At 42.0% G+C, this 26,063-nt stretch carries 23 protein-coding genes; 12 read left to right on the top strand and 11 right to left on the bottom strand.

The window, feature by feature from the left end:
• Positions 1-228: 228 nt before the first annotated feature.
• Both H6G97_RS06540 and H6G97_RS06535 read left to right on the top strand, forming a co-directional pair.
• Positions 229-1,884: a hypothetical protein gene (locus tag H6G97_RS06540; RefSeq protein ID WP_190939925.1), complete on the top strand. Its 1,656-nt coding sequence runs from the start codon at positions 229-231 to the stop codon at positions 1,882-1,884.
• Positions 1,885-1,987: 103 nt separating this feature from the next.
• Positions 1,988-3,793 (top strand): HAMP domain-containing sensor histidine kinase, encoded by a 1,806-nt coding sequence (locus tag H6G97_RS06535; protein WP_190939867.1) that lies wholly within the window; start codon positions 1,988-1,990, stop codon positions 3,791-3,793.
• Here H6G97_RS06535 and glsA read toward each other — a convergent pair.
• Positions 3,770-4,699: a glutaminase A gene (gene glsA, locus H6G97_RS06530; protein ID WP_422394162.1), complete on the bottom strand. Its 930-nt coding sequence runs from the start codon at positions 4,697-4,699 to the stop codon at positions 3,770-3,772. The genes H6G97_RS06535 and glsA overlap by 24 nt on opposite strands.
• Positions 4,700-4,732: 33 nt before the next feature.
• Here glsA and H6G97_RS06525 point away from each other — a divergent pair, with 33 nt between their 5' ends.
• The 3 genes from H6G97_RS06525 (at position 4,733) to H6G97_RS06515 (ending at position 8,439) form a co-directional block, all read left to right on the top strand.
• A complete protein-coding gene (locus H6G97_RS06525; RefSeq protein WP_190939865.1) occupies positions 4,733-6,247 on the top strand; it encodes a thioredoxin-like domain-containing protein in 1,515 nt (504 codons plus the stop codon).
• 378 nt (positions 6,248-6,625) lie between these two features.
• Entirely contained in the window at positions 6,626-7,267 is a 642-nt protein-coding gene (locus tag H6G97_RS06520) for a Uma2 family endonuclease (RefSeq protein WP_190939864.1), read from the top strand.
• Positions 7,268-7,524: 257 nt separating this feature from the next.
• Positions 7,525-8,439, top strand: a complete 915-nt coding sequence (locus H6G97_RS06515) for an RluA family pseudouridine synthase (RefSeq protein ID WP_338421603.1) — start codon at positions 7,525-7,527, stop codon at positions 8,437-8,439.
• 189 nt (positions 8,440-8,628) lie between these two features.
• Here the strand turns inward: H6G97_RS06515 and H6G97_RS06510 are convergent, their stop codons facing one another.
• The 7 genes from H6G97_RS06510 to H6G97_RS06480 all read right to left on the bottom strand — a co-directional run bounded on the left by H6G97_RS06510 (position 8,629) and on the right by H6G97_RS06480 (position 15,898).
• Positions 8,629-9,396, bottom strand: a complete 768-nt coding sequence (locus H6G97_RS06510; RefSeq protein ID WP_190939862.1) for a phycobilisome rod-core linker polypeptide — start codon at positions 9,394-9,396, stop codon at positions 8,629-8,631.
• A gap of 710 nt (positions 9,397-10,106) precedes the next feature.
• On the bottom strand, positions 10,107-10,682 hold the full coding sequence (locus tag H6G97_RS06505) for a hypothetical protein (protein WP_190939861.1): 576 nt from the start codon (positions 10,680-10,682) through the stop codon (positions 10,107-10,109).
• Entirely contained in the window at positions 10,679-11,296 is a 618-nt protein-coding gene (locus H6G97_RS06500) for a phycobiliprotein lyase (protein ID WP_190939924.1), read from the bottom strand. Before H6G97_RS06500 ends, H6G97_RS06505 begins: the two co-directional genes overlap by 4 nt.
• A 301-nt stretch (positions 11,297-11,597) precedes the next feature.
• Positions 11,598-13,037, bottom strand: a complete 1,440-nt coding sequence (gene glgA / locus H6G97_RS06495; RefSeq protein WP_190939860.1) for a glycogen synthase GlgA — start codon at positions 13,035-13,037, stop codon at positions 11,598-11,600.
• A 141-nt stretch (positions 13,038-13,178) separates the two neighbouring features.
• Positions 13,179-14,150, bottom strand: a complete 972-nt coding sequence (hemC, locus tag H6G97_RS06490) for a hydroxymethylbilane synthase (RefSeq protein WP_190939859.1) — start codon at positions 14,148-14,150, stop codon at positions 13,179-13,181.
• Positions 14,151-14,429: 279 nt separating this feature from the next.
• Positions 14,430-14,852 (bottom strand): lysozyme inhibitor LprI family protein, encoded by a 423-nt coding sequence (locus tag H6G97_RS06485; RefSeq protein ID WP_190939858.1) that lies wholly within the window; start codon positions 14,850-14,852, stop codon positions 14,430-14,432.
• Positions 14,853-15,289: 437 nt separating this feature from the next.
• Positions 15,290-15,898 (bottom strand): sterol desaturase family protein, encoded by a 609-nt coding sequence (locus H6G97_RS06480; protein ID WP_338421597.1) that lies wholly within the window; start codon positions 15,896-15,898, stop codon positions 15,290-15,292.
• 610 nt (positions 15,899-16,508) lie between these two features.
• On the opposite strand from H6G97_RS06480, the gene thiL reads away from it, so the two are divergent.
• The gene (gene thiL / locus H6G97_RS06475; protein ID WP_190939856.1) at positions 16,509-17,531 is read left to right on the top strand and encodes a thiamine-phosphate kinase; all 1,023 of its coding nucleotides are present in this window, start codon (positions 16,509-16,511) and stop codon (positions 17,529-17,531) included.
• A 41-nt stretch (positions 17,532-17,572) separates the two neighbouring features.
• Here the strand turns inward: thiL and H6G97_RS06470 are convergent, their stop codons facing one another.
• Together H6G97_RS06470 and nadD are read right to left on the bottom strand one after the other, a co-directional pair.
• Positions 17,573-18,586, bottom strand: a complete 1,014-nt coding sequence (locus H6G97_RS06470; protein WP_190939855.1) for a type I glyceraldehyde-3-phosphate dehydrogenase — start codon at positions 18,584-18,586, stop codon at positions 17,573-17,575.
• 116 nt (positions 18,587-18,702) lie between these two features.
• Positions 18,703-19,329: a nicotinate (nicotinamide) nucleotide adenylyltransferase gene (nadD, locus tag H6G97_RS06465; protein ID WP_190939854.1), complete on the bottom strand. Its 627-nt coding sequence runs from the start codon at positions 19,327-19,329 to the stop codon at positions 18,703-18,705.
• A 403-nt stretch (positions 19,330-19,732) separates the two neighbouring features.
• On the opposite strand from nadD, the gene murC reads away from it, so the two are divergent.
• From murC to H6G97_RS06445, 4 genes are all read left to right on the top strand, one after another.
• The gene (murC, locus tag H6G97_RS06460; RefSeq protein ID WP_190939853.1) at positions 19,733-21,196 is read left to right on the top strand and encodes a UDP-N-acetylmuramate--L-alanine ligase; all 1,464 of its coding nucleotides are present in this window, start codon (positions 19,733-19,735) and stop codon (positions 21,194-21,196) included.
• Between the two features lie 116 nt (positions 21,197-21,312).
• Complete coding sequence (murB, locus tag H6G97_RS06455) at positions 21,313-22,314, top strand: UDP-N-acetylmuramate dehydrogenase (RefSeq protein WP_190939852.1); 1,002 nt, start codon at positions 21,313-21,315, stop codon at positions 22,312-22,314.
• 172 nt (positions 22,315-22,486) lie between these two features.
• Positions 22,487-22,834 (top strand): YbaB/EbfC family nucleoid-associated protein, encoded by a 348-nt coding sequence (locus H6G97_RS06450; RefSeq protein WP_190939851.1) that lies wholly within the window; start codon positions 22,487-22,489, stop codon positions 22,832-22,834.
• A gap of 76 nt (positions 22,835-22,910) precedes the next feature.
• Positions 22,911-23,381: a low molecular weight protein-tyrosine-phosphatase gene (locus H6G97_RS06445; protein WP_190939923.1), complete on the top strand. Its 471-nt coding sequence runs from the start codon at positions 22,911-22,913 to the stop codon at positions 23,379-23,381.
• A 60-nt stretch (positions 23,382-23,441) separates the two neighbouring features.
• Here the strand turns inward: H6G97_RS06445 and H6G97_RS06440 are convergent, their stop codons facing one another.
• Positions 23,442-24,125, bottom strand: a complete 684-nt coding sequence (locus H6G97_RS06440) for a response regulator transcription factor (RefSeq protein WP_190939850.1) — start codon at positions 24,123-24,125, stop codon at positions 23,442-23,444.
• An 812-nt stretch (positions 24,126-24,937) separates the two neighbouring features.
• On the opposite strand from H6G97_RS06440, the gene smpB reads away from it, so the two are divergent.
• Entirely contained in the window at positions 24,938-25,405 is a 468-nt protein-coding gene (gene smpB / locus H6G97_RS06435; RefSeq protein ID WP_190939849.1) for an SsrA-binding protein SmpB, read from the top strand.
• A 181-nt stretch (positions 25,406-25,586) separates the two neighbouring features.
• A complete protein-coding gene (locus H6G97_RS06430; protein WP_190939848.1) occupies positions 25,587-25,865 on the top strand; it encodes a WGxxGxxG family protein in 279 nt (92 codons plus the stop codon).
• The last annotated feature ends 198 nt before the right edge of the window (positions 25,866-26,063 follow it).

Raw genomic sequence — 26,063 nt, 5'->3', positions numbered from 1 at the left:
AGGGGATGTCTCAGCTTTTACTGCTATTACTCATGAACATTTATGTCATATTTCCATTTTTGTAAGTAAAACGCTGTGAAGAATATGACTTATTTTAAAATTTCCTGAGATACAAAGAAAAACTGATGGGATCTGAGGCAGGTTTCACCTTTTGGGCTATAGTTCCAGATGGACAGTTTGAGCGAAAATAATCTGTCAATTGTCGAAGACTATCGCTGGGTGCAACGTATGAACTCGTGGCAGAAAAGTGTGTTAGACAAACTCCTCTCTGAGAGGTTCCTGATTTTCAGATGGGTAATGACATTGGTGCTGGTATTAAGCTTGACTAGTTGCGGTGATAAAGCTGGTAGCCAGGAAGTATCTACTGGTTATAGAGAAAATCCTCCACAGATTTCTCAAATTTCTAAGCAATTTTCGGAAGTTTCCCCACCATCTGTAATCCAAGAACTGCGTCCGATTTTGGAAGTTTATCAGCCACAAGTAGCAATTGTTACTCCACAGCCTGATGAAGTTTTCCAAGATAACAAAGTTACAGCCAGTTTTCAGGTTAAGGATCTACCAATATATAAGGACTCACAATTACAACTGGGGCCCCATCTACACGTAATTCTGGATAACCAACCTTATATACCTGTTTACGACCTGAATCAGCCCTTGGTTTTGCCAGACTTATCCCCAGGTACTCATACCCTGCGCGTCTTTGCCTCGCGTCCTTGGCATGAAAGCTTCAAAAATGAGGGCGCTTATGCCCAGACAACATTTCACATCTTCACCAAAACTGACGACAATAACCCAGATCCTAAGTTACCTTTGCTAACTTACAGCCGTCCTCAAAGCAGTTATGGAGCAGAACCGATATTACTAGACTTTTACCTAACTAACGCGCCCCTGCACCTCGTTGGCAAGGAAAACGCTAACGATGAATTTAGTGATTGGCGCATTCGCTGCACAATTAATGGTGAAAGCTTTATTTTTGATCGCTGGCAGGCAGTTTACCTTAAAGGCTTCCGTCCCGGAAAAAACTGGGTAAAACTGGAATTTCTCGATAATCAGGGAAATGTTCTCAAAAATGCCTTTAATACCACAGTTAGATTGATTGACTACCAGCCAAAGGGTAAAGACACTTTGTCGAGAATTGTCAGGGGAGAACTCACAGCAGATGAGGTGCGTGGTATTGTAGACCCGAATTATAGACTCACACCTACGCCTTCTGTTGAAACAACACCTTTAATACAACCGAAGGTAGAAAAACAGTCCATTCCTGAAACTGAAATTCCAAAGGAATCCAAAACACAGCCAGAAGAACCAAAACTGGAACTTCCAACGGCTGTACCATCTCCCACTTTGTCTCCTACACCATCAGAAATAATTGAGTCTCCCATACCAGAACCACAGCCAGAGGTAACGCCAACTCCTGAATCAATGCCGCTACCTGAAGAGGTTGCGCCTCAGCCAACAAAACCTAGATTTGGCGGATTTTTCAACCGTCGGGCTGGTAAAGTTCCCACCCCACAAGCACCAGTTGAAACACCTCCTACTTTGCCACCTACGCTGCCAGAGATTATTGAGTCTCCTGCACCTGAAATAATTACACCAACACCAGAACCACAGCTAGAGGTAACGCCGACTCCTGAATCAACGCCGTTACCCGAAAAATTTGTCCCTTCAACAAAATCTAGATTGGACGGATTTTTTAACCGTCGGGCTAGTAAAGTTCCCACCACACAAGCACCAGTTGAGACACCTCCTACTTTGCCACCTACGCTGCCAGAGATTATTGAGTCTCCCGCACCTGAAATAATTACGCCAACACCAGAACCACAGGCAGAGGTAATGCCAACTCCTGAATCAACGCCGTTACCCGAAAAAATAGAAGTGAAATAACTCATTTACTGTCGGGAGCAAAAAGTTGCAAAATTTTTAATTTTGCAGAACAACTAGGGAATTCTAAGTAAGGATTGGCTTTTATTGCTTACTCAGGATTACTATGGCTTCCCAGAATCAAGGTTCAACTTTTCAGGCAGTTTCCGGCGATATTCCTGTCTTACAATCGAACCGAAAAGGGTGCTTTTCAGGGCTGACAAATGGTATGAGTGTTGGTAACAAAATTAAATGCGGCTATGCTCTTGCCCTGAGTATTGGAATTTTAGGAACTACCATTGGATTAATCCTCGGAGACCACTATCAAGAAAAGGCGTTGCAGGAGCAACAAAACGCTTTTAAGGAACTTAATTTGCTTTATCGCCTCCAGACAAATATCCTCCAGACACGGACGCATCAACAGCAACTCATTCCATTAGTGCCATATCCAAACTTGTATGCAGAGGAATACAGTCACATTACCAATGTACATGCACCTGAAATTAAGCAAGTTTGGTCTGAACTTCAAAAATATAGAAAAAGTGCTGATTATGTAGGCGAAAACCATACTGAGAATATTCCCCTATTTTTGCGAACCTACGATGGTCTACCACAAACTTATATCCGGCAACTTGAGGAATTATTTCAGCAACTCGATCTATCGCCTTTAACTGAAAATAAAATTGCGATCGCCCAACAACGACTGTTGAAGTTTACCAACAGTGAATTAGCACTCAAGTTTGACGGGATATCTGATGAATTGGTTACTGTCATTAATGCTTCTTATGAGGATTTAACAGCAGCGACAGCTGAATTCAAGACAGCAGCACAAATGCGGATTTGTATTATTGCTACTAGTGTATTATTGTCAGTGTTAGTTGCTACCCTTTTAGCTTTTTTGACGAGTCGAACCATTACCTATCCCGTCGAAGTGCTAACGAAGGTGGCGCAGCGAGTCACCAAAGAATCTAATTTTGATCTGCAAGCACCCGTCATAACCACAGATGAAATTGGCATACTTGCTACTGCATTTAACCAAGTTTTACACAGAGTTAAATGCTTACTGGAAGAACAGCAAGCAGCCGCCTTTCGTCAGCAGCAAATGCAAGAAGCCCAATTGCTTCAAAGTGAGAAAATGTCTAGCTTAGGACAAATGGTAGCTGGTATTGCCCATGAAATTAATAATCCGGTGAATTTTCTCTATGGGAATTTAGACTTTGCTATTCAATATGTAGACAATTTATTAGCATTGCTACAAACCTATCGCCAAGAAGTGCCTAATCCACCTCTAGTGGTGCAAGCCTACGCCATCAAAATTGATGCAGAATTTTTAGAAGAAGATTTACCTAAACTTTTGCAGTCGATGAAGTTTGGTGCGGATCGCGTGCAACAAATTGTCTTAAGCTTGAAAAACTTCTCTCGCCTGGATGAAGCAAATGCACATCCAGTCAATATACATGAATGCCTGGATAGTACGCTACTCATCCTCAATAACCGAATCAAAAAAGGGATTACGATTGAGCGCTTATATGGTGAAATTCCTAACATTGAAGGTTTTTCTAGCTCCCTTTACCAAGTGTTCATGAACATTATCAACAATGCGCTTGATGCTTTGGAGGAACAGGACAATGCTCAAGATAACCCACGAATTACGATCGCGACTGAACTTCAAGATAAAAATTGGGTAGTTGTCCGTATTGCTGATAATGGTTCTGGTATTCCCTTTGAGGTTCAAGAGAAAATTTTTGAGATGTTCTTTACTACCAAACCAATAGGTATTGGCACTGGTATGGGTCTTTCAATTAGTCATCAGATTGTAGTCGAGAAACACGGAGGACGACTAATTTGTAAATCTAAGGTGGGTAGTGGTACAGAATTCATCATTTCTCTTCCGATTCAAAAGCAGCATTTACCCGAAAATGCTCAACTCTAACTTTTGTGATAAAGCCTCAACAAAGGCAAGCCCTGCTACCGGATTTCCTACCGTATCTAACGCAGGACTGTAGCAAGCGATCGCTCCCTCACCTGGTACTATTGCTATAAGTCCACCACCAATCCCTGATTTCATCGGTAAACCAACTCTGACTGCAAACCGGGCAGAAGCTTCGTACAATCCACAAGTTAACATCACAGCATTGACAATTCGGCGATTTTGTGAAGATACACAGCCATTGTCAAAAGCTAAGAGTTTTCCTAACAGCGCTAAATGTTCAACTTGCCCACAGATACAGCATATTTGCTCATAAGTGTCAAGTGCCGTTTCTAGATTTCCTAGATGACTTGTTTCGGCGAGATAGTTTGCGATCGCTTCATTGGCTGTTGATCGAGTTAATCGCACTGAAGCCAGCATTACCTCATCTAACTTTAATTGGCAACCTGCTAATTGGTTGAGCCATTGACAAAATAAAAAAGTGCGTTGGCTAGCGTCCTTTCCTGGTAATTTATCAGCAAGAGCAATTGCTCCACTATTAATCATGGGGTTGCGGGGATGGCCGCGATCGCTAACTAATTGTTCTAAAGAATTGAAGGGTGCATCTGATGGTTCCACCCCAACCCACCCAAAAACTGTTTCTGCTCCAAAATGTTCCAGCAGATAAAGTAAAGAAAATGTCTTAATCACGCTCATTAGCGGGAAGACACAAGCTGTATCCCCAAAGCTGATGGTTTTCCCCGATTTACAGCAGATGTGAACTGCAAACCAACCAGGATCAGCCAAAGCTAGTTGCGGAATGCGATCAATAACTTTTCCCTGTTCAGCTTTAGTTCTCGCTTGTTGTACCCAAAGTGATAACTCCGTAGTAGTTAATTTTTCAAGTCCTTTCACAACAGATACAGCCACGTTAAATTATTAATTACGAATTACCAATTACTTATGATTCCCCGTGTCAGAGCGCCCGAATTACCACAAAATTACTCTTGGCTTAACACCGATAAACCCTTGTATCTTAAACAATTCAAAGGTAGAGTCGTAATTTTGGACTTTTGGACATACTGCTGTATTAATTGTCTGCATATTTTACCAAACCTGAAATATTTAGAACAAAAATATAAAGATAGCCTTACCGTTATCGGCATCCATTCTGCCAAATTTGACAACGAAAAAGAAACAGAAAATATCCGCCAAGCTATCCTGCGCTACGACATTGAACATCCAGTTGTAGTTGACAGAGGTTTTCGGATTTGGGAAGAGTATGCTGTGCGTGCTTGGCCTACGTTAATAATTATTGATCCAGAAGGTTACGTGATTGGTCAGATTTCTGGTGAAGGAAATCGTGACACTTTAGACGAGTTGATTCAAAAGTTAATTCAGCAACACCAAAAGAAAGGCACGATTAATTTTCAAGAAATCAGCTTGACTTTAGAAAAACAGCGCCAACCATTAATCACACCCCTAGCTTTTCCTGGTAAAGTTCTAGCTACTCCAATGGGTTTGTTTATTGCTGATTCTGGACATCACCGCCTAGTTGTGAGTAGCTTCAATGGGGAAATTCTGCATTTGATTGGGACTGGAAAATCTGGTTTAACCGATGGTAGTTTTAGCGAAGCACAATTTTTTGCACCGCAGGGAATGGCTTATGATGGCGAAAATGAGATTATTTATGTTGCTGATACAGAAAATCATGCGCTGCGGCGAGTTGATTTAAAGCGTCAAGTAGTAGAAGCGATCGCAGGAACTGGTGAACAAAGCCGCAATATCCATCCTCATGGCGGTGCTGGTTTAGAAACCGCGCTGAATTCGCCTTGGGATTTAGTAAAAGTCGGAAATACCTTGTTCATTGCAATGGCTGGGCCGCATCAAATTTGGCAAATGGATTTAGAAACTGGCATCATCAAAACTTATGCTGGTACTGGTGCAGAAGCGTGTATTGATGGTTCACTTATCGAATCTGCCTTTGCTCAACCTAGTGGTATTACTAATAATGAACAAGAATTATATATTGCTGACAGTGAAGTTAGTTCAATTCGTGGTATGGGAATTGTAGAACCGTACCAAGTGCGAACTATTTGCGGTAGTGGGAGTTTATTTGGTTTTGGTGACGTTGATGGACAAGGTGAAGATGTTCGTTTGCAACACTGTTTAGGAGTGGAATACGCGCAGAATTTTTTGTGGGTGGCAGATACCTATAACCATAAAATTAAATTAGTTAGTCCCAGTGGAAATTGCCAAACAGTTTTAGGAGATGGTTCTGCTGGTTTACAAGACGGTCAAGGTAAGAATACTCAGTTTTTTGAACCTTCGGGATTGAGTGCGATCGCTTCTTTTTTATATATTGCTGATACTAATAACCACGCTATCCGCCAGGTAGATTTGAATACTTTTGAGGTGACAACGTTGCAATTTCACGGTTTGTGTGCGCCAGATGTTTGTATCCCGCCGAATTTATAGAATCATAATCTCACGCAAAGGCACGAAATAAAGCTCTATATCTAGGAGTAATTTCGCAAACACCAAGAGGCTCAGATCCCCGACTTCTTGAAGAAGTCGGGGATCTTATTGTTCATAACTTATTTAGAAATGTTGTTGAGCGATCAGTTGATAGTTGCTCAGATTATTCTTTTGCAAGTTATTTCAGTATTTTCACTAGCTAGATGTCAACAACATTGCAGAGTAGGCTTAAAATGTAAAGTTGGTATTGTCCACTCTGAATTGACTGCATTAAATCGCTTTTTGGCTAGTGCATTTGCTACATCGAATTTGGGAAAATTCCCTTTTCGGTGATGTCAAATTTGAGTAAAAATGAAATTATTTAACAATTAATATCCTATGGTTACTCTTCAACTCAGACAAATTCGAGTTCCACCAGGACAAAGAATAATCTTGGTAGATGTGAGTTGGCAAGTATTTGAAGCAATTATTAGTGAGTTAGGGGAGCATCGCGGGAGTCGAGTAGCATACAGCCAAGGAACATTAGAAATTATGGCTCCATTACCAGAACATGAGCGATCTAAGGTAATTATTGGAGACTTAGTGAAAGCCTTGCTAGATGAACTTGATCTCAATTGGGAGTCTTTAGGTTCAACTACCTTCAAACGAAAAGATATGAGTGCAGGTATTGAACCCGATGATTGTTTCTATATTCAAAACTATAAGCTAATGATTGGGAAAGATAGGATCGACCTAACTGTTGACCCTCCTCCTGATTTGGCAATTGAAATTGATGTCACCTCTAAAACCCAAATTAGTGCATATCAGGCGTTGAAAGTACCTGAAATTTGGCGATATGAAAGCAAAAACTTAGAAATTAGCTTGCTGCAAGGTGAGCAATATGAGAAGTCTCTCATCAGCCCCACATTTCCCACTTTTTCTATCACAGAACTCATTCCCCGATTTGTAGAAATGGCGCGAACCACAGGAATGAGTTCAGCACTTAGAGCGTTTCGACAATCGATAAGAGAACAAATATAAGACAGCTAAGGCAATAGAATTTGCAGATACATAAACTCTCGTCTGCCTCTGTGGACTAGGGTAAAATCAAGGTTTTGCCTGGGTCGACGCGATTGATAACGCACTTTTGAAGTATTTCGCGCTTTACTTAAAGAATGGGGAATTAATAATCCAGAGCAATTGTGACCGAATTTAATTTACAAATTCAAGAAAATAGCGATCGCCTATCAACTCCACTGGAGGATGCTTTACCTAGCTTGCTTCCCTTTAAGAGTACGATATGTGTCAACACTAAGGGCGATCGCCTTGACCGTTACCTTTCCCAAGAATTACCAGACTTATCTCGTTCCCGCATCCAACAGTTAATCGAACAGGGTAATGTTCAACTTAACGATCAAGTTTGCACATCTAAGAAGATCAATGTCAAGCTAGGCGATCGCATCACTCTCGAAATACCAGAAGTTCAACCCCTAGAACTGCAAGCAGAAGATATCCCCTTAGATATCCTTTACGAAGACGATCAGTTACTTATTCTCAACAAACCCGCAGGTTTAGTTGTCCATCCTGCGCCCGGTCATCCAGATGGCACTTTGGTAAATGCGCTTTTGGCTCACTGTGCCAATTTACCAGGGATTGGCGGAGTCCAACGTCCGGGAATTGTCCATCGATTAGATAAGGATACAACGGGAGCGATCGCGATCGCTAAAACAGATGTTGCCCATCATCATCTACAAGCGCAACTCAAAGCTAAAACCGCACGCCGAGAATACTTGGGTGTAGTTTACGGTGCGCCGAAAGTTGAAAGTGGCAGAATTGACTTACCCATTGGTCGCCATCCCCAAGACCGCAAGAAAATGGCGATTATACCCGTTGAACAAGGCGGACGAGTCGCACTCACCCACTGGCAAGTATTAGAACGCCTTGGTAACTTCACTTTAATTCACTTTCAATTAGAAACTGGACGCACCCATCAAATCCGCGTTCACAGTAGCAAAATGGGTCATCCCATTGTTGGCGATCGAGTTTATGGTTCTGGTCATTCAGTGGGGGTAAATTTGCCCGGTCAAGCACTGCACGCTTGGCGGCTAAAATTGCTGCATCCTGTTTCTGGGGAGTTGATTGAAGTGACAGCTACTCCTCCCGCGCATTTTACAAAACTTTTGGAGATGCTAAAAAGACGAACTACACTTTAAGCTCATTCCACAAACATTAAGCATTGCGAAAACCATGCCCAATGCCCATTAAAAATTAGCGTGCATTAGACATGGGATAGAGTCTGTTTCACTTAGTTAAATCTAAATGAAATTCCTACCTAACCCAAGACTTATGCACGCTATAAAATGATCAAATGGATGTACTAGCCAGCCACAGACCAAAAATTGTTATTTAATTCCTGCCAGTTGCCGATAAGGTACAGACTTTTCGATATCGATGTTGAATGACGAGATCCTTTGTGGTGTATTGCCTGTTGCATTGACACTTTGTGCCATAGACAAGAATAGAGATGGATCGCCTGCCTTGGGCTTCCGCTCTTGTGGAAGGAATCTGCGTACTTCGACCTGCCAAATGATTTGGGGGAAACCCAGTTTAGCACGGTGGTAAGCTTCATATCGTGGAGATTTAATGTTGAATGGCAACTCACCTTCAGCGCGAGATGGTAGTATCCGACGGCGCTGATAGGGCACTGTGGAGTCTCCAAAATTATTCAGGTACTCTTCAGTGTTGAGGACTTCATCAACAAAACCTCTAATACCCTTGGTAGCGACTACAATTGACCAGGCAATTTTTTCCCGCTCGTTATAAGGATCGCGGCCTAGAACGCGCTGGATTACTTGCTCAACAAAGCGATAATTATTGTTGAGGTCGTAGAAGCTTTTCTTAAAGGTATTGGAAAGCAGCAATCCCCGAATAAAGTCCCGCACTGTAATTTGTCCATTACGGAGTTGGGACTCTAAGAATGTTTCGCGATCGGCAGCAAAGGCATGAAAGAAAATTTGACGATATGCTGCTTCGATCAGAACATCTAAATCTGATGGAGAAAGCAAATTGTCTGTAGTAAAAATCCTGGGCTGTTCATCACCCGGTACTTCGTATGCAGCTACACGCTGGTTTTGACTTGAAGGGTCGTATGTTAACAGAGGAATTGCCACTCTAAAGCCTCCATGTTCTTAATTAAAGTTAATAACCGTGAAGTACCCACCGCTGATTCGCAGTACCAAATACAGCGGGGGCTTCCTGTCTCATCGGCAGATGCCACGTTAGGTACACTCATTAATGAGTGTCCGAAACCAAATCCGGTGATGGGCTTACTCTCCCTCTCTACTGTTACCAGCTTTATCCTCAGTTTGTGAGGAACCCAGGCAGCCGCCCTGCTTCCCAAGGCAGTTATTGATTTTTGTTCCGAGATTCACCCTTCAGGTTCGGAAGTGACGCTTCTACGTCGCTATCCCTAGCGCTAACGGACTCGAAAGAAACCGCTAGACACTCACGAACTCGCTAACGCTATGCTATCGCTTTTAACATCTCCCCTTCTCCCAAAGGGAGAGGCTAGCGCCAAGGGAGAAGATTCCGAATCCCTCACCATGATCATCTAAGAATCAGCAGGTAATCCCATTCCCCTTTTCTCAATTTAAGTATTAGTAGGAAAAACGATTACCCTACTGGATTTAACTCATAGCTAATTAAAAAAGGGAGTGGGGCTTCTAGCTTAATGATCATGTAAATGACTAGAAAACTTTATTCACATATTTTAGATTAGGAGATTCAGTTTCACCTTTCTGAACTGAAGCAATAACTTTTAACATTTAGCAAAAGAAATTAATGGGAATTAAGGGATTGGGAATAGAACATTGAAAAAACCTCATTTCCTCATTCTCCCAATCTCTCTACTCCCTTGACCTATCCAAAATTCCAGGGGATCTATGGTTGATTTACAGTGAGGCCAACTACGCAAAGTTGCTTCCATCCCTGCTTCCCAGTAGGGTGGTTCTAATCCTAGTCCTAAACAGAGATGAGATAGGATGTTAGCGAACTGCTCATTGTGGCCAAAGTCTCCTAGATGGGCATGGGCATATTCGTGGACTACTACACCAAACCAGTCTCTAGGTGCAACTCGACCGACATCAACCAGAATAGTGATTGGGTTTATGAGAATGTTGCACAGCCCGTCTATGCCGAAGGACTGAGCTATGGGTACTGCAAAAATTTGGATATGGCGACGCTCTTGGGGATGAAAGCATTCATGACAAAGCCCTAAATAGGTGTTGATCTGAGCGTTTATGGTATTAATATTTTCGCCGATCCAAGTGCAAATGGGGATGCGATCGCGTAAGTTATCAAACACATCCACCATACCCGGTTCTAAGGCCAGCCCCTGTACCAGATGCAAATAATCTCGCCCACGGATAAAAGCATCGCTTTGCTTGAGATAATTCACCAGCCCAAAACTGAATAAAACTGTCTTTTTTCCAGAACATCAGCCTCTTGTCTTTTTGTTACCTCTTCTGCACTGGCAATCTCAACAGAAGTTTCAATGCGAGTTTCGCTACAAAATGATGCTGTGCTGAAGCCGCCAAACCGCTTAACTGTACTGGTTCGCAGTCGCATATTTGGGCTGGCAAACCAGAATCGCTCAATGGAACTCATTGTTTCGTACTCGGTTGTCAACACTAGTCCATCTTCATCATCCATGTGAAAAAGACCGACTACAGGTACGATTTCGGCGTAACCTCTTTCGCGGAGTAATTTTCCTTGCCTGGGGTTATCGCTATCAGGCACGATCGCAAAGATGGTTTTTCCCTGATGATTCTCCTCATCCTCTCTATCCCAAGCCATTGTGCCTAGCCAAGCGACACGCGACCCTCCGACTGAAAGGCTAGGGTCAATCTCATGATATCGGCACAGTTCAATGATTTCTGGATGTTCGGCATCCAGAGTTTCTACCTGTATATCCGATTCTCCTATCTCTGAGCGCTTGAACGCCAGATGATGAGTTGCACGTTGCGATCGCCACTTACCAGCACTTAGCTGAAAAAATTCCATTGCGTCTATCAATCTTCTGACTCCTACTTATTACTCCTGCGGATGATGTTTTCCGAGTTTTTTCTTTTTAGAGTTTTTGGTATATAAACATTCTAAACATTACAGCCATTAGCGGTTAGCTTCAATGAAATTCCCTACAAAGCAAAGAGGCAAAAATGTTGCTATGTGATTGTAAACTTTGCAACTACTGATTCTAAATCGAATGGCACGCTTGAAAAAGTGAAACCCTGACCAGAATCTATTAGTCAGAGCAAAGCGACGAGTAATTAATAGTAGGGGCGTACATCTATAACTGTACGCCCATAGCGTTTTAGGACTTGCTATTAGTAACTGCTTCGTTTAAAACTAACTCTGGTTGTGGTGTCTCCTCTTCTTCTGGCAGGCCGTAAATTGACCTGTATAACTTCACGTACTCTTTGGCAGATTGATACCAACTAAAGTCTTGGGCCATCCCCCGCTTTTGTAGTTCTAGCCATTGTGGTTTGAAACGGAAGCCTTCCCAAGCCCGGATCATACAGGTGAAAAGGTCTAACGGTTCATAACGATCAAAGCAATAACCCGTGCCTGCTGCATTTTCGGGATCGTGATGGCTTACAGTGTCAACTAATCCACCTGTGCGGCGGACAATAGGCACAGAACCGTAGCGTAAAGACATCATTTGGCTGATACCGCATGGTTCAAAACGACTAGGCATTAAAAAGGCATCAGTACCAGCGTAGATCCGGCGAGACAAGGCATCGTTATACAGTAAATAAGTTGCCATGCGTCCGGGAAAGCGGGATGCTAATTGCCACATTTGAGTTTCATAGTAGCGATCGCCTGTCCCCAACAGCACAAACTGTGCATCTGTATAAGATAGGAAGCGATCGAGGATTTGCAATATCAAATCAATGCCTTTTTGTTCCACTAATCGTGTCACAATCCCAATTAAAAAGGCTTTGGAGTTGACTTCTAATCCTACTTCTTCTTGCAAAGCAATTTTATTAGCTTTGCGTTGAGCTAAAGTATCAGTACTAAACGTTTGAGCAATGTATTTGTCATCTTCTGGGTTATAAACTTCGGTATCAATGCCGTTGATAATCCCAGATAATTTACCGCTAATAAAAGACAGCAAACCTTCTAATGTTTCACCGTAAGTTGCTGTCTTAATTTGCTCGGCATAAGTGGGCGAAACTGTATTTACCTTATTGGCAAATTGTACCGCTGCTGCCATTGTGTTATGTCCTTGCATATACCAAGGACACCAAGTGATTTTTTCTAAATACCAACGCCACGGCCCTTGATAAGCCAGATTATGAATAGTAAAGACTGTGGTGATATCAGGATCTTGGTGCATCCACACAGGAATCATCCCCGTATGCCAGTCATGACAATGGATAATTTCTGGTTTCCAGTAATTCCAGGCAAACTCGGCTGCACCATTGGCAAAGAAAGTGAATCGCCAGTCTTCATCATCTCCAGAATAAATCCGGCGGGGTAGAAAAACGGGATGCCCAAATAAGTACAAGGGAACATCAGTACCAGGCAGAACGCTTTCATAAACAGCGAATTCCTGGAACATGGCAGATCCCTGCCAGATGGGTTCTTGGGGAATTTCCATTTTGTCTGGCAGGAAGCCATAGTAAGGCAAGAATATCCGCACATCATGCCCCATTTCTCTCAGGAATTTGGGTAATGCCCCAACAACATCACCCATTCCTCCTACTTTGGCAATGGGTGCTGCCTCTGCTGCAACAAATAGAATCCGCATGGTAATTTTTGCTTCCCCGATTCTGTCTATATTTGTCAAATTAACTTTATTGATCGCGACCAACACGACTTGTCGCGTCTGGCACATCTTTTGTGCAACGGCGATCAATTCTTATCTAATCACATCGGCTTGCCCAATTGCTTAAGAACCGCGTTGAATCACTGCAAAAATTTCTGATAGAATTTCTTGCGCTCCTTGATGCCGCAACAGTTCTGCTAGTTCTTGACCTAGTGCTTCGGCGTTGTTGGCAATCCCTGTGACGGTATCTTTCACGAACTTTTGACCATCTACACTGGCAACTATGCCTGTTAAAGTCAAATTTTCACCAGATATTTCTGTATTTACACCAATAGGGACTTGACAACCGCCCTCTAAAGAGCGTAAAAAAGACCGTTCGGCGAGACAGCGATCGCGTGTTTGGGGATGTTCGATCGCTTTGAGTAGAGATAGCAAGTCACTATCATCAGCACGGCATTCTATCCCTAAAGCACCTTGTCCCACGGCATGAAGGGAGATTTCTTTGGGGAGAATTTGATGCACGCGATCGCCCATTCCCAATCTCTCTAATCCTGCTGCTGCCAAAATTAGGGCATCGTATTCACCTGCATCCAGTTTTGCTAACCGTGTAATCAAGTTTCCCCGGACATCCTTAAAGGTAAAGTGGGGGAAGTGGTGGCGTAACTGTGCTAACCGCCGCAGGGAAGATGTACCAATTACCGCACCTTCTGGCAATGTATCAATTTGTTTATCTTTGTGCTTTTCATGCACTACTAATGCATCTGCTGGATTTTCCCGTTCAGTAATTGCTGCCAGTGTTAACCCTTCAGGTAAGTGAGTCGGCAGATCCTTAAGAGAATGAACAGCAAAGTCAATCTCCTGATTGAGCATTCCAACTTCAAGTTCTTTAGTAAAAAGTCCTTTATCGCCAATCTTAGCTAATGCTACATCCAAGATTTTATCGCCTTGGGTAGACATGGTGTGGACTTCAAAAATGATATCAGGAAAGCTTTTCTGGAGCTGCTCTTGTACCCAGTAGGTCTGAACCAGAGCAAGTTGGCTTTTGCGTGAGCCGATCCGAATAGTGCGTGGGGGACTAGAAACAACTGAAGTCATAAAACAATATAATATTGCAGGCGATAAATTCACTCTCATCTAGACTACCGTAGTCAGGGACTCATGCGAATTTTGAGGTTTAGATTTGGGATTTTGAATTACAATTCTTTACTAAAAAGGGAGTGAAGAATGGGGAAAAGGAATTTTCATTCCTCTCTGTGAGAGGTTACTCTCTCAAGCAATTCGACTAATTTTAGCTATTATGTACCGACAAGCAGTTATACGCTTAGACATCAGGTGCAAGCTAAGGTAGCACAGCTATGTGCCTCTAATTCATGCTTAGGGGTTAGGTTTGAGATATTCTTGTAATTGTTGGGTACGCAGTTTTGTGGTATTTTCCAAACAACCAAAATAAATGGTAGGAACAATACTTCCGCCCTCATATCCGCTTCTTTCAAACTCACAATTGGTATCTCGAAACTTAATCCATGCTAACTGTGCAGCAACCAATTTTTGTTTTCTAGACCTTTCTAATGTAGATATTAATTGTTGATAAACCTGATTCAGTTTTTTATCTGCATTCTGATAAGACAACTTTGCACATTCATTAATTGCTGCTTGAGTTTGAGCATTATTGCAGTTCAGCTTTTGAACTAAGCGCATCTCAGGTAAATTAGACCTTGTGCCTGCGATCGCGATCGTCGGAGTATCTAAACTGCTGAGAGTTAGTATACTCGCCAAAACTAGTAACAATTGACGCATAGCAAAAGATTTATTGTTAAGTAAAGGAATTTTATATTGTAAATAGAGTTGAACTTATTTACGATATTTTTGTAAATATCTGGTTTCCGTATTAAACAACTAGAAACAAAAATGAATTAGAAAGTAGTAAATAAGGTGTTACGCATTTATATTGCACATTATTTGTGAATTTGTCATTATTCATTAGTCATTTGTAATCAAATAAAAATTTAGAAGTCAGAATTCAAGAATCAGAATGAATTAGTGGTGATTTGAACCAGCCACTCTCTTGTTGATCACTAAATCTTTAATTTAGTATAAGTCTTAGCACTTATTCAGACCTTTGCAGACTCTTTACCACTGCGCCATGCGTCAACCGCACTCCAATTCAATTCTCAATTCTGACAACTGACATTTTTATTGTGCTTGATAACCAATGACTAATGACTCATAAAAGATTAAAACTCCCTTGTGTGGGTTGCGTTTTCATAATTAGGGTCTTCAGTACCAAGTAGTTTGTCCCAGAACGTAAAATACAAACCGTAATGCACTTTATACTTACGGTGATGTATAGAATGATGAATAGAACCGATAAACCACTTTCCAAGCCAGTAACTTTTAGATGACGAAGGAAATAGCTCAAATCCAAGATGGGTAAACACTGCCCATACAGTCATTGTTATAAGTGCTGTAACTAAGGTAATAAAATGCAATGGAACGATGAAGCTTACACCTACAAAAAAGATTCCTTGTACGATCGCTTCTGGCAAATCGAACGCAGAGCAACTCCAGGGTGTTGGCTCTCCTGAACGGTGGTGTCCATAATGCATCCATCTAAAAATCAGAGGTTGGTGAAACATGCGATGGATAAAATAAAAGTAAGTATCCTGAAGAACTAACACCGCAATAAAGCTAACTACTAAATACCACAGCCCGTACTTGTATGGGTCAGTGTATAATAGCGTTGCTCCCAAACTATATTCTGAGATAATAAACGCTCCACAAATAGCAAAAACCACTGCGGAGAGTACCGATAATTCGATATCGTTTTTAATGGAACAACTCATCAACGGTTTTAAATGCAAACTCTTGTTAGCGAGGGACTTACCCAAAACTAAATAAAAGAGCAAGTATGCTCCTCCAGCAATAAGAAAGTATCGCGCAAGAGTGATACCAAAAAATAAAAAGCAATAATACCAAAATGAGTGGTTTATCAATTAGACCCATTCCTAATAATTTGGTGAAATGAAAATCCCAATCATCTGCAATTTTTTTGGTAGTGAAGACCAAAGATGCTTAAATATACGATTCAATTTATTAATTTACAAAATCCACTGTTTATTTTACAACATCAACTAGTTCACAAAATATATGTTAAATTTTATTAAAAAAGTCTTAGCTAATTTTGTTGTACATATAGCAGTTTTCAATTAACCGAGGTACAAAATCTAGAACTAAGAATCAATCATATATAAAGAGTTTCTATACTCCTGCCGACGCTTGCGGACTTACTACCGCTGCGCTATCGTGCCTCAAAATCCATACATAGCTTTGTACTTCAGACAAAAGAAAACTTCTGTATATCACAAACAAGATTCTTGACTTATTATGTATGCCCTTAAACAATAAAGTAAATTATCAGTTTTATTTATATTTTTGCAACACGGAAAACCGATTGTGAACAATGAATTATCTTCTCAACAGCTAAAAGATATTGGTGAACAAGGTCTTTTAGAAATATTACAGCGCTTCTGTCCTCCAGAAATTATCGGCGATGATGCAGCAGTATTTCAAACTGCGCCAGGGCAATCTTTGGTAGTAACTACAGATGTGCTAGTTGACGGCGTGCATTTTAGCAACCTCACCACTTCCCCAGAAGATGCTGGCTGGCGATCTGCTGCTGCCAATTTATCAGATTTAGCAGCAATGGGTGCTTCCCCATTGGGAATAACTGTCGGGTTAGGACTCCCAGGTGAAATTGAGGTGAGTTGGGTTGAGCGACTATACCAGGGAATTACAGAATGCCTGCAAAAATACAATACCCCAATTGTCGGGGGTGATATTGTGCGATCGCCTGTGACGACTCTGGCAATTACTGCTTTTGGCCAAGTTAACCCTAGCCAAATTATCCGCCGTTCTGCTGCTGTTCCGGGAGATGCGATCATCGTTACAGGCGTTCATGGAGCCTCCCACGCTGGCTTAGAACTGCTCTTGCATCCCGAATTAGGACAGAATCTCCAGGAAGTGGAAAAGATGGCTCTAATCCGCGCCCACCAACACCCACAACCACGATTAGATGTCTTACCAATCCTCTGGAAAATTTTAGCAACCCCATGCCCCATGCCCATTGCTGGTATGGATAGCAGCGATGGTTTGGCAGATGCGATTATCCAAATCTGCCGCGCCAGTAGCGTTGGCGCTGTGTTACAACGCAGGCAAATTTCCTTGCCAGCAGCTTTTGACCATTGGCTGACACAAGAGCAAGCCCTAAAATATGCACTATATGGTGGCGAAGACTTTGAATTAGTACTGTGCTTACCACAAGAGTCAGCATCAGCCTTAGTGCAACATCTTGGTCAAGGTGCTGCGATCGTGGGCAAAATTACAGCCGGATCAACAGTACTATTGCACGACGAACAAAAAAAATTCCCTGACCAAGTTCTGAGTCTTAGCCAGGGATTTCAACATTTTGATCAATAGTTTTTTGTCATTTTTCTAATGACCAATGACCAATGACAAAGTTATTGCCACTTTTCAGCTACTAATTCCGCCAAATCCAAGACTCGTTGGCTGTAACCCCACTCATTGTCATACCACGCCATAACTTTTACTAGGTCATTACCCAAAACCAAAGTCAAGTTGGCATCAACAATCGAAGAAGCATCACTACCTTGATAATCAGAGGATACCAGTTCTAGTTCGCTGTAGTCCAAAATACCTTTAAGTGGGCCTTCAGCAGCATCCTTGAGAGCTTGGTTAACTTCTTCAGTAATAGTACGCTTCTCAACCTGAACAACGAAATCTACCATTGAGACGTTCGGGGTCGGTACACGTAAGGCAACGCCATTCAGCTTGCCTTTGAGGTCTGGGATAACCAGCGCCACTGCCTTTGCAGCACCAGTGGAGGTGGGTACAATATTGATTGCTGCTGCCCTCGCCCGTCGCAAATCCCGGTGAGAAGCGTCTAGCAACCGCTGATCGCCTGTATAGCTGTGGGTGGTGGTCATTGTACCTTTGATGATGCCGAACTTATCGTTCAACACCTTGGCGATTGGTGCCAAGCAATTGGTAGTACAGCTAGCGTTACTGATAATGTGGTGTTTGTTGTGGTCATAGTTGTGATGATTCACCCCAACCACAAAAGTGCCATCCTCGTTTTTACCAGGAGCGGTAATCAGAACTTTCTTGGCTCCAGCATTCACATGCTTGAGCGCTCCTTCTTTGCTAGTAAATACCCCGGTTGCTTCGATAATTAGGTCAATTCCCCACTCTTTCCAGGGCAAGTTTTCTGGGTTGCGATCGGATACGCACTTAATGGTCTTACCGTTAACGATGATAGAGTTATCATCGGCACTAATCTCAGCACCTTTGATCTTGCCTAGCATCGAGTCATACTTCAGCAGGTGAGCATTAGTTCTAGGGTCTGAGGTGTCATTAATAGCGACAAGATCGATTTTACTATTCTCTCTACCCACCCAGCAACGCGCAAAGTTACGTCCAATCCGCCCGAAACCGTTGATTGCAACTCTAATCACAGTGTCTTGCCCTCTGTATTTATGCTTATATGTTGATATCGTTGACCCCAATCATATCGCAAAGGGGGGGGGCACTTTTAACCATAAAGTGTTAGATCAATAAAAAAACACATAATTTATTCAGATTTGTGGGAGTAAAGATTGTTGTTAGTGATATATGATCTGACCGATTCCGGGACTAAATAACGAATTGACTGGCGTTCGCGGCAAAATTTGCGAATTAGACTTGACGAAACTCCTACTAAAGGTATATTCAAGAGTTGCCAGTGAATGGTGTATAACTGCTCCCTGAATTGTTCTTCTACTTGCTTGCAGATTAATTTGCTTTGAGTTATAGTCTCACCACCTAGCAGTCGGGGTGCGATTAACCAATCACACATTTGTGCTAGTTCGTGTCCACGGTACCAACGGGGTAAGGTTTGGAAAGTATCCAAGCCGACAATCCAATACCAGTGAGTATTTGGGTAACAAGCAGATAAGTCAATCAGGGTGTTAATGGCATAAGAAGTCCCAGAGCGATTTGTCTCCACTAGTGAGGCAGTAAACACTGGGTTATCTTTTATGGCTAATTGCAGCATTTGCATACGATGCTCAAACAAAGCTGCTTCTTTGTGAGGAGGATTTAGAGATGGCACCCAAATTACCTTTTCAAGGGATACTTGATGCAAAGCTGTCTCGGCTACGAGCAGGTGTCCCCAATGAATTGGATCAAATGTGCCACCAAAAATTGCTAGTTGCTGCATCCAGTTAAGCCTGGGTTTTATGCAATTGAAAAATAGTTTCATTACCAATGTACTATTGTACTCAATTCACGCCTAAACTTGATGCAATTTCAAATCAGTTTCACTAAACAATGTATTATGTAGCCAATTCCAGTAAGGTAGCCAAAAATATGTATTTGACATTACAAGAATTTCTTTCCCGATGCAGCCAAAATTTTCGGAATAATCTTAAGAATAATTCAGAAATAGCAAAAACCTCCAACCAAGGTAAAATCATTCTGAACAAGGAAAACCAGAGCGGAAATATCATTTGGGCATCAAAAATAAACCTAATACAGGAGTAGTTACGGTAAAAATCAAATTCCTGTTATGATACGCGTGTCATTTGTGATTATGGTGTGGTGTGGTGTAAGAGGAGCAATAAATGACTAATTTTGTAGATTTTAATGGTAGACCATTTCATTTCATTGGTATCGGTGGCATAGGTATGTCTGCTCTGGCATACGTTCTCGCAAAGCGTCAATTTCCAGTATCAGGTTCGGATCTTCGTCCTAACCACATTACGCACAAATTGGAATCTATCGGTGCTCATATTTTTGGTAAACATGAGGCAAGCAATCTCGAATTCTTTTGCCCTCAAGTATTGGCAAATTCAGTAGTATTAAATTCACTAGAACAATTACCTGCTGATACTAAATCAAAGCTGCCTCAAGTCATTTGTTCAACAGCAATTAACACTAACAATTTAGAATACAAAGCAGCGCTAGAATTAGGTTGTCCAGTTTTACATCGTTCAGATGTACTAGCCGCCTTAATTGCCGAGTACTACAGTATTGCAGTGGCAGGAACACACGGCAAAACTACAACTAGTAGTATGATCGGCTATATGCTTTTGGAAGCAGGTCTAGACCCAACAATTTTAGTAGGTGGCGAAGTTAATGCTTGGGAAGGCAATGCTCGGCTGGGACAAAGCCAATATTTGGTAGCTGAAGCAGATGAATCAGATGGTTCTTTGGTCAAACACGCTCCAGAGATTGGCATCATTACCAATATTGAACTCGATCATCCCGACCACTACGAGACATTAGAAGAAGTCATTGACATCTTCCAGACCTTTGCTAAGGGTTGTAAAACATTAATAGGTAGCATTGACTGTGCTACAGTTCGTGATCGCTTGCAACCTACAATTAGCTACAGCTTATACTCCGATACCGACGCTGATTACACCGTCACCAATATTGATTATCGTGCTGATGGCACCACGGCTTTAGTTTGGGAAAGAGGCAAAGCTTTGGGCGTGTTGAACTTGCGCCTGCTCAGTCGGCATAATCTCAGCAATGCTCTAGCAGCAGTAGCTGTTGGTCGTGCCTTGGGCTTAGAATTTGGAGCAATTGCCAAAGGTATCGCCACATTTGAAGGAGCAAGACGACGCTTTGAGTTCCGAGGTGAAGTCAACGGCATTACCTTCATTGATGACTATGCTCATCACCCCAGTGAAATTCGTGCTACTCTCGCGGCAGCACGTTTACAGGCAAGACCAGGGCAAAGAGTAGTTACTATCTTCCAACCCCACCGCTATAGTCGTACACTGACCTTTTTAGAGGAATTTGCCGAGTCCTTTACCCATGCTGATTTAGTTGTGCTGACTGATATTTACAGTGCAGGTGAACCCAATTTAGGGCAAATTAGTGGGGAAAGTTTCGCGGCGGAAATTGCTAAACAGCATTCACAGGTAATTTATCAACCAACTTTAGCCTCAGTGTCTCACTTTCTGCTAAAAACACTACGCCCAGGAGACTTGGCACTGTTTTTGGGCGCAGGTAACTTGAATCAAGTGATTCCTGAAGTAATTACGACACTTTGTGAGCCTGCTAAAGCCACATCCTAAGTGGACACTTTGTAAAGATTTTATTTCTGAGCAAAGTACCCTGGTTCTATAGGTTCATTCTATTACCGTATCTTTGCGGTAAATAAATGTAAAAATTTTACCAATACTAAGTAAAGATGACAATTTCCCAGGCAGCTGGAAAGGTCTGCACAGTTTCTGCTTTGAACACAAAGAAACAACAAACAACTAATTCGGTGGAGAGTGAAGTAATTTACTTACCTAATACTGATTGTGCGATTAAGCCTCAGGCTTATTTGTCAGCGTTCACTTCCTATAGAGTTGGGGGAGCAGCTGATTTATACGTTTCCCCCCGAAACTTAGAAGCGCTGCAAGCAAGTCTTAAATACGCAAAAGAACGTAACTTAAAGGTGACAACACTGGGAGCAGGTTCTAACTTGCTGGTGAGCGATGGTGGCATATCAGGCTTAGTCATTGCTACTCGTCATCTCCGCTTTAGCAACTTTGACCCACAGACAGGTCAATTAACTGTTGCAGCCGGAGAATCAATTCCTAGTTTGGCATGGGCAGCAGCCGAATTAGGTTGGCAAGGATTGGAGTGGGCTGTTGGCATCCCTGGAACAGCTGGAGGTGCTGTGGTCATGAATGCAGGGGCACATAATAGCTGTATCGCAGATATGTTAGTTAGCGCCCAGGTACTTTCACCCGATGGTACGTTGGAAACTTTGACTCCCGATCAGCTAGGTTATAGCTACCGGACTTCATTATTGCAAGGTGGCAATCGCATAGTCACCCAAGCCACCTTACAACTCGCGCCTGGTGCCGACCCAGCAAAAGTTGTGGCAGTCACCAAAGAACATAAAAAGCATCGGTTAAGCACCCAACCATATAACTTTCCTAGTTGTGGTAGTGTGTTCCGCAATCCTAAACCTTACAGCGCTGGCTGGTTAATTGAACAAACTGGTCTCAAAGGCTACCAAATTGGTGGAGCGCAAGTAGCACTACTCCACGCTAATTTTATCGTTAACCGTGGTGGGGCAAAAGCTAGCGACATCTTCTGTCTCATTCGCCACATCCAACATCAAGTACAAGAACGTTGGTCTATTAATTTAGAGCCAGAAGTCAAAATGCTCGGAGAGTTTCAAAGTGCTTGTGGATAAAGAGTGGGGACTGGGGACTGAGGAAATAAGGGAAATGAATTAATAACCAATGCCCAATTCCCTACTTCCCATTCTATGACGCATTAATTATTGGTAAAAAAAGAGGCAAATTACTTACCGCATCTATAATTGAATTTGATTTGTTATTCAACGCACAAGCGTACAAATAATTATGACAGGTAAAGGACAGGGATTTGGCTTTGGCTTAGGAAAAATGAAAGAGCTGGCTGACGCTTTTAAGAAAGCACAGCAAGTTCAAGAAGGCGCAAAGCGACTCCAAGAAGAATTGGAGCAAATGGAGATTCAAGGAGAATCTGGCGGTGGCCTGGTGAAAGTGATTGTCAGTGGCAACCAAGAACCCAAGCGGGTGGAAATTTCTCCAGATGCTTTAGGAGAAGGTGCAGAAGTACTTTCCGATCTTGTAACAGTGGCAATGAAAGAAGCCTACAACAAGTCCACAGCTACAATGCGGGAACGCATGGAAGAATTAACCAGTGGCTTGGAGTTACCTGGATTTTAGTCATTGGTCATTAGTCATTAGTCATTAGTCATTAGACAAAGGACAAATGACTACTGACAAAGGACAAAAAATATCTATGCCTTACAAGTTGCTGTTTGTCTGCTTAGGTAACATCTGCCGATCGCCATCGGCAGAGAACATCATGAATCATCTAATTGAGCAGGCTGGCTTGAGCGAACACATCTTCTGTGACTCTGCTGGTACATCTAATTATCATGTTGGTAGCCCACCTGACAGACGCATGAGTGTTGCGGCTGCTACTAAGTTGGGAATTAAACTGTGTGGTCAAGCACGCCAGTTTCAAAAATCAGACTTTCAAGACTTTGATTTGATTTTGGCGATGGATCAAGAAAATTATGAGAACATCCTCACTCTTGATCAAACTAAGCAATATCATCATAAAGTTCGTTTGATGTGCGAGTTTTGCTCTCGACACACTCTTAAGGAAGTTCCAGATCCCTATTATGGTGGTCAAGAGGGATTTAATCAGGTTATTGATTTACTGATCGATGCTTGTGAAGGTCTGCTTACACAAGTTAGGAGTTAGGAGTTGTAATTCTTCACTCTTATACAGACGCGATTAATCGCGTCTCTCCTCCTCACTTTTTTATTCCACCAAACCATGCTTCATCGCAAAACGCACTAATTCTGCCCGGTTGCTGGTTGAAGTTTTTCTTAATAAACTGCTAACGTACTTTTCCACTGTGCGAGGACTCAGGTGTAGCTGATGTCCCATTTCCGCATTAGAAAGACCATGAGTCAATAACTCTAGAACTTCCTGTTCTCTATGAGTTAGGGATGAGTGCAGATGGGATTTCTGAATCTGAGTGGACAGAGAATTATGAGCATCCGCCGCTTTTGTCGAAGCAGAAATACCCAAACTGTCTTTATGAGAAAAGCGATACTCCGATTGAATAATTTGCGATCGCTCTAAAAGATTGCGGATTGCTGCTGCTAACTCTTCCAATTCAAAAGGCTTAGGTAAATATAAATCGCACCCTGACTGGTAGCCCAGAATTCTTTCCTGGGTCTTAATTCGGGCTGTTAATAAAATTACAGGCAATAAGCGAAACACTGGCTGTTGACGTACCCGACGCACCAGTTCATAGCCATTCATTTCTGGCATGATGATGTCCGTGACAATTAAATCTGGATGATAGTCATCCACCATAGCCAAAGCTTCTCGACCATCATTAGCCGTAATCACTGAGTAACCAGACAGTTCAAGATAGTCGCTAACAGACAGACGAGTGCCCAAATCATCATCCACTACAAGGATCGTCAAGGGCATGGATAGTACACCCCTAGCATTTTTTTACTCAGAAATTTACTTCTATATCCTCCATCAGTGAACACAGACAATAATAGTGTTCTTATGTTTCATACTATGACAGGATTACCAGCTAATGACTGCCTTTAGGGTTTATTTATAAAGAAAATCTTAAATCTTTAGAATGAGTTAACGAATTCTAACTCACCTTTGACTCGCTCTGCTTGGGAGGTATAAAGAGCGTTGTAATTTGTAATAACTCCTTAATAAAGGAGAGTAGATACCTATCATAATGTAAATTATTAACTTAATCAATTATTTCTCAAAAGCTAAGTAAGTATAAATACTTTTATTTTTTGTCTCCCGTTCACGCAGTATCTCCCTTAAAAGAACTTCTGATACCATCGGCTGGCTGCACCAAAAGATAGGGCAACGTCAGCAAGTCAGACGCTTTTATAGACACTCATTTATCGCTAACCTTTTTCTACAAGATGCTACGCGAACATTATCGAGCCTTAAAACCTCCGTATACTAGGGGACTACAGATTTCTCTATTTATCATTTGGATTATTAGCGTTATACCAAATTTTTCGTCTAACTGCACAAAATCAGACATGGTGAGGCAACCTGCTCAAGCAACTTGTCTCTATACAACCTCACAGATAATTGGTATCAAGTAACTTAAAGTTGCCAGAAAACGTTAATTGTGAACTTAGAAAAGCTAAATTGGTAATATAGAGTTCACCATTTATAGCGATTCTAAGATACACCCCATAATTCACAAGCCAATTCAAATAATTTTTTAGGTACATTTCAAGCAAACAAAATTATCAATGAGCGACAAGAACGACAGTTACAAAGTTATTAGCGACAACCGTCAAGCCCGTTATTTGTATGAAATTCTAGAGACTTACGAAGCTGGAATTGAATTGACAGGAACCGAGGTGAAGTCAATTCGTGCAGGTAAAGTCAATCTCCAAGATGGCTATGCTTTGCTTCGCAATGGTGAAGCATGGTTGATCAATGTGCATATCTCGCCTTACAACGCTAGTGGACAATATTTTAATCATGAACCACGGCGTACACGCAAGCTACTGTTGCATCGCCAAGAACTCCGTAAGCTAATTGGCAAAGTAGAACAGCAGGGTTTAACTTTAATCCCTTTGAAAATGTATCTCAAACGAGGTTGGGTAAAAATTAGTATAGCCCTTGGCAAAGGTAAAAAGCTCCACGATAAGCGAGAAGACTTGAAACGACGCCAAGACCAGCGTGATATTCAACGGGCGATGAAAAGCTATTGAGGGTTAATGTTGTTAAACTACCACAGCAGAGGGAGAAACGGATCGCTGCGAAAACCATGTTATATGTCCACAGCATGAGTTATGGAAATTCCTAGTTTATAGCCACAGATTGATTTTACTTACGCTGAGACTCGATACAGTGGTGAGTAACTTCGGATGACACCAGGAATTTTTACAAGTTATGAAAAGTAATCTCATTACAGCTGTTGGCGCTGGCATTCTCAGCTTAAGTATGGGTATTTTACCCTTGACTCTATCTGCACAAGCTCAAACAACGACGAATGATGCCGGAGCTAATACTACAACAACGACCACTGACGATGGTAACGATTTTGATTGGGGTTGGCTAGGGTTACTTGGTTTATTAGGTTTAGGTGGTTTGGCTGGTAAAAAGCGTGATGACCAACCGACCGCTTATCGTGATCCTAATTCTCCAACTGCAACTACCTACAGGGACTAATACCATTTTGGACTTTCCTGCGGAACGCTAGGCAAACGGCTACGATCAGTCGAAGGATTTTGGATTAGGAATGACGTTCTGTGTCTAGCTTTCGTGAATCCATCTGTAGGAATAGTTTTTCCAATTGGTACAAGTAACCCAAAACATCTTTTGGCAACTTGCTATCTATCTACAAAATTCAAAATATGTTAGTTGTCA

This window comes from Nostoc flagelliforme FACHB-838, from assembly GCF_014698065.1.
Lineage (GTDB): Bacteria > Cyanobacteriota > Cyanobacteriia > Cyanobacteriales > Nostocaceae > Nostoc > Nostoc flagelliforme_B.
This window is presented reverse-complemented; position numbering and strand designations above follow the sequence as displayed.

Excerpts from the sequence above, each read along its gene's own strand:
- nadD (WP_190939854.1), bottom strand. The coding sequence starts at position 19,329 with ATGCAGCAACTAGCAATTTTTGGTGGCACATTTGATCCAATTCATTGG.
- H6G97_RS06540 (WP_190939925.1), top strand. The coding sequence starts at position 229 with ATGAACTCGTGGCAGAAAAGTGTGTTAGACAAACTCCTCTCTGAGAGG.
- H6G97_RS06445 (WP_190939923.1), top strand. The coding sequence starts at position 22,911 with ATGCCTTACAAGTTGCTGTTTGTCTGCTTAGGTAACATCTGCCGATCG.
- murB (WP_190939852.1), top strand. The coding sequence starts at position 21,313 with ATGACAATTTCCCAGGCAGCTGGAAAGGTCTGCACAGTTTCTGCTTTG.
- H6G97_RS06450 (WP_190939851.1), top strand. The coding sequence starts at position 22,487 with ATGACAGGTAAAGGACAGGGATTTGGCTTTGGCTTAGGAAAAATGAAA.
- murC (WP_190939853.1), top strand. The coding sequence starts at position 19,733 with ATGACTAATTTTGTAGATTTTAATGGTAGACCATTTCATTTCATTGGT.
- H6G97_RS06525 (WP_190939865.1), top strand. The coding sequence starts at position 4,733 with ATGATTCCCCGTGTCAGAGCGCCCGAATTACCACAAAATTACTCTTGG.
- glgA (WP_190939860.1), bottom strand. The coding sequence starts at position 13,037 with ATGCGGATTCTATTTGTTGCAGCAGAGGCAGCACCCATTGCCAAAGTA.
- H6G97_RS06440 (WP_190939850.1), bottom strand. The coding sequence starts at position 24,125 with ATGCCCTTGACGATCCTTGTAGTGGATGATGATTTGGGCACTCGTCTG.
- smpB (WP_190939849.1), top strand. The coding sequence starts at position 24,938 with ATGAGCGACAAGAACGACAGTTACAAAGTTATTAGCGACAACCGTCAA.
- H6G97_RS06485 (WP_190939858.1), bottom strand. The coding sequence starts at position 14,852 with ATGCGTCAATTGTTACTAGTTTTGGCGAGTATACTAACTCTCAGCAGT.
- H6G97_RS06480 (WP_338421597.1), bottom strand. The coding sequence starts at position 15,898 with ATGAGTTGTTCCATTAAAAACGATATCGAATTATCGGTACTCTCCGCA.
- H6G97_RS06430 (WP_190939848.1), top strand. The coding sequence starts at position 25,587 with ATGAAAAGTAATCTCATTACAGCTGTTGGCGCTGGCATTCTCAGCTTA.
- H6G97_RS06535 (WP_190939867.1), top strand. The coding sequence starts at position 1,988 with ATGGCTTCCCAGAATCAAGGTTCAACTTTTCAGGCAGTTTCCGGCGAT.
- H6G97_RS06520 (WP_190939864.1), top strand. The coding sequence starts at position 6,626 with ATGGTTACTCTTCAACTCAGACAAATTCGAGTTCCACCAGGACAAAGA.
- hemC (WP_190939859.1), bottom strand. The coding sequence starts at position 14,150 with ATGACTTCAGTTGTTTCTAGTCCCCCACGCACTATTCGGATCGGCTCA.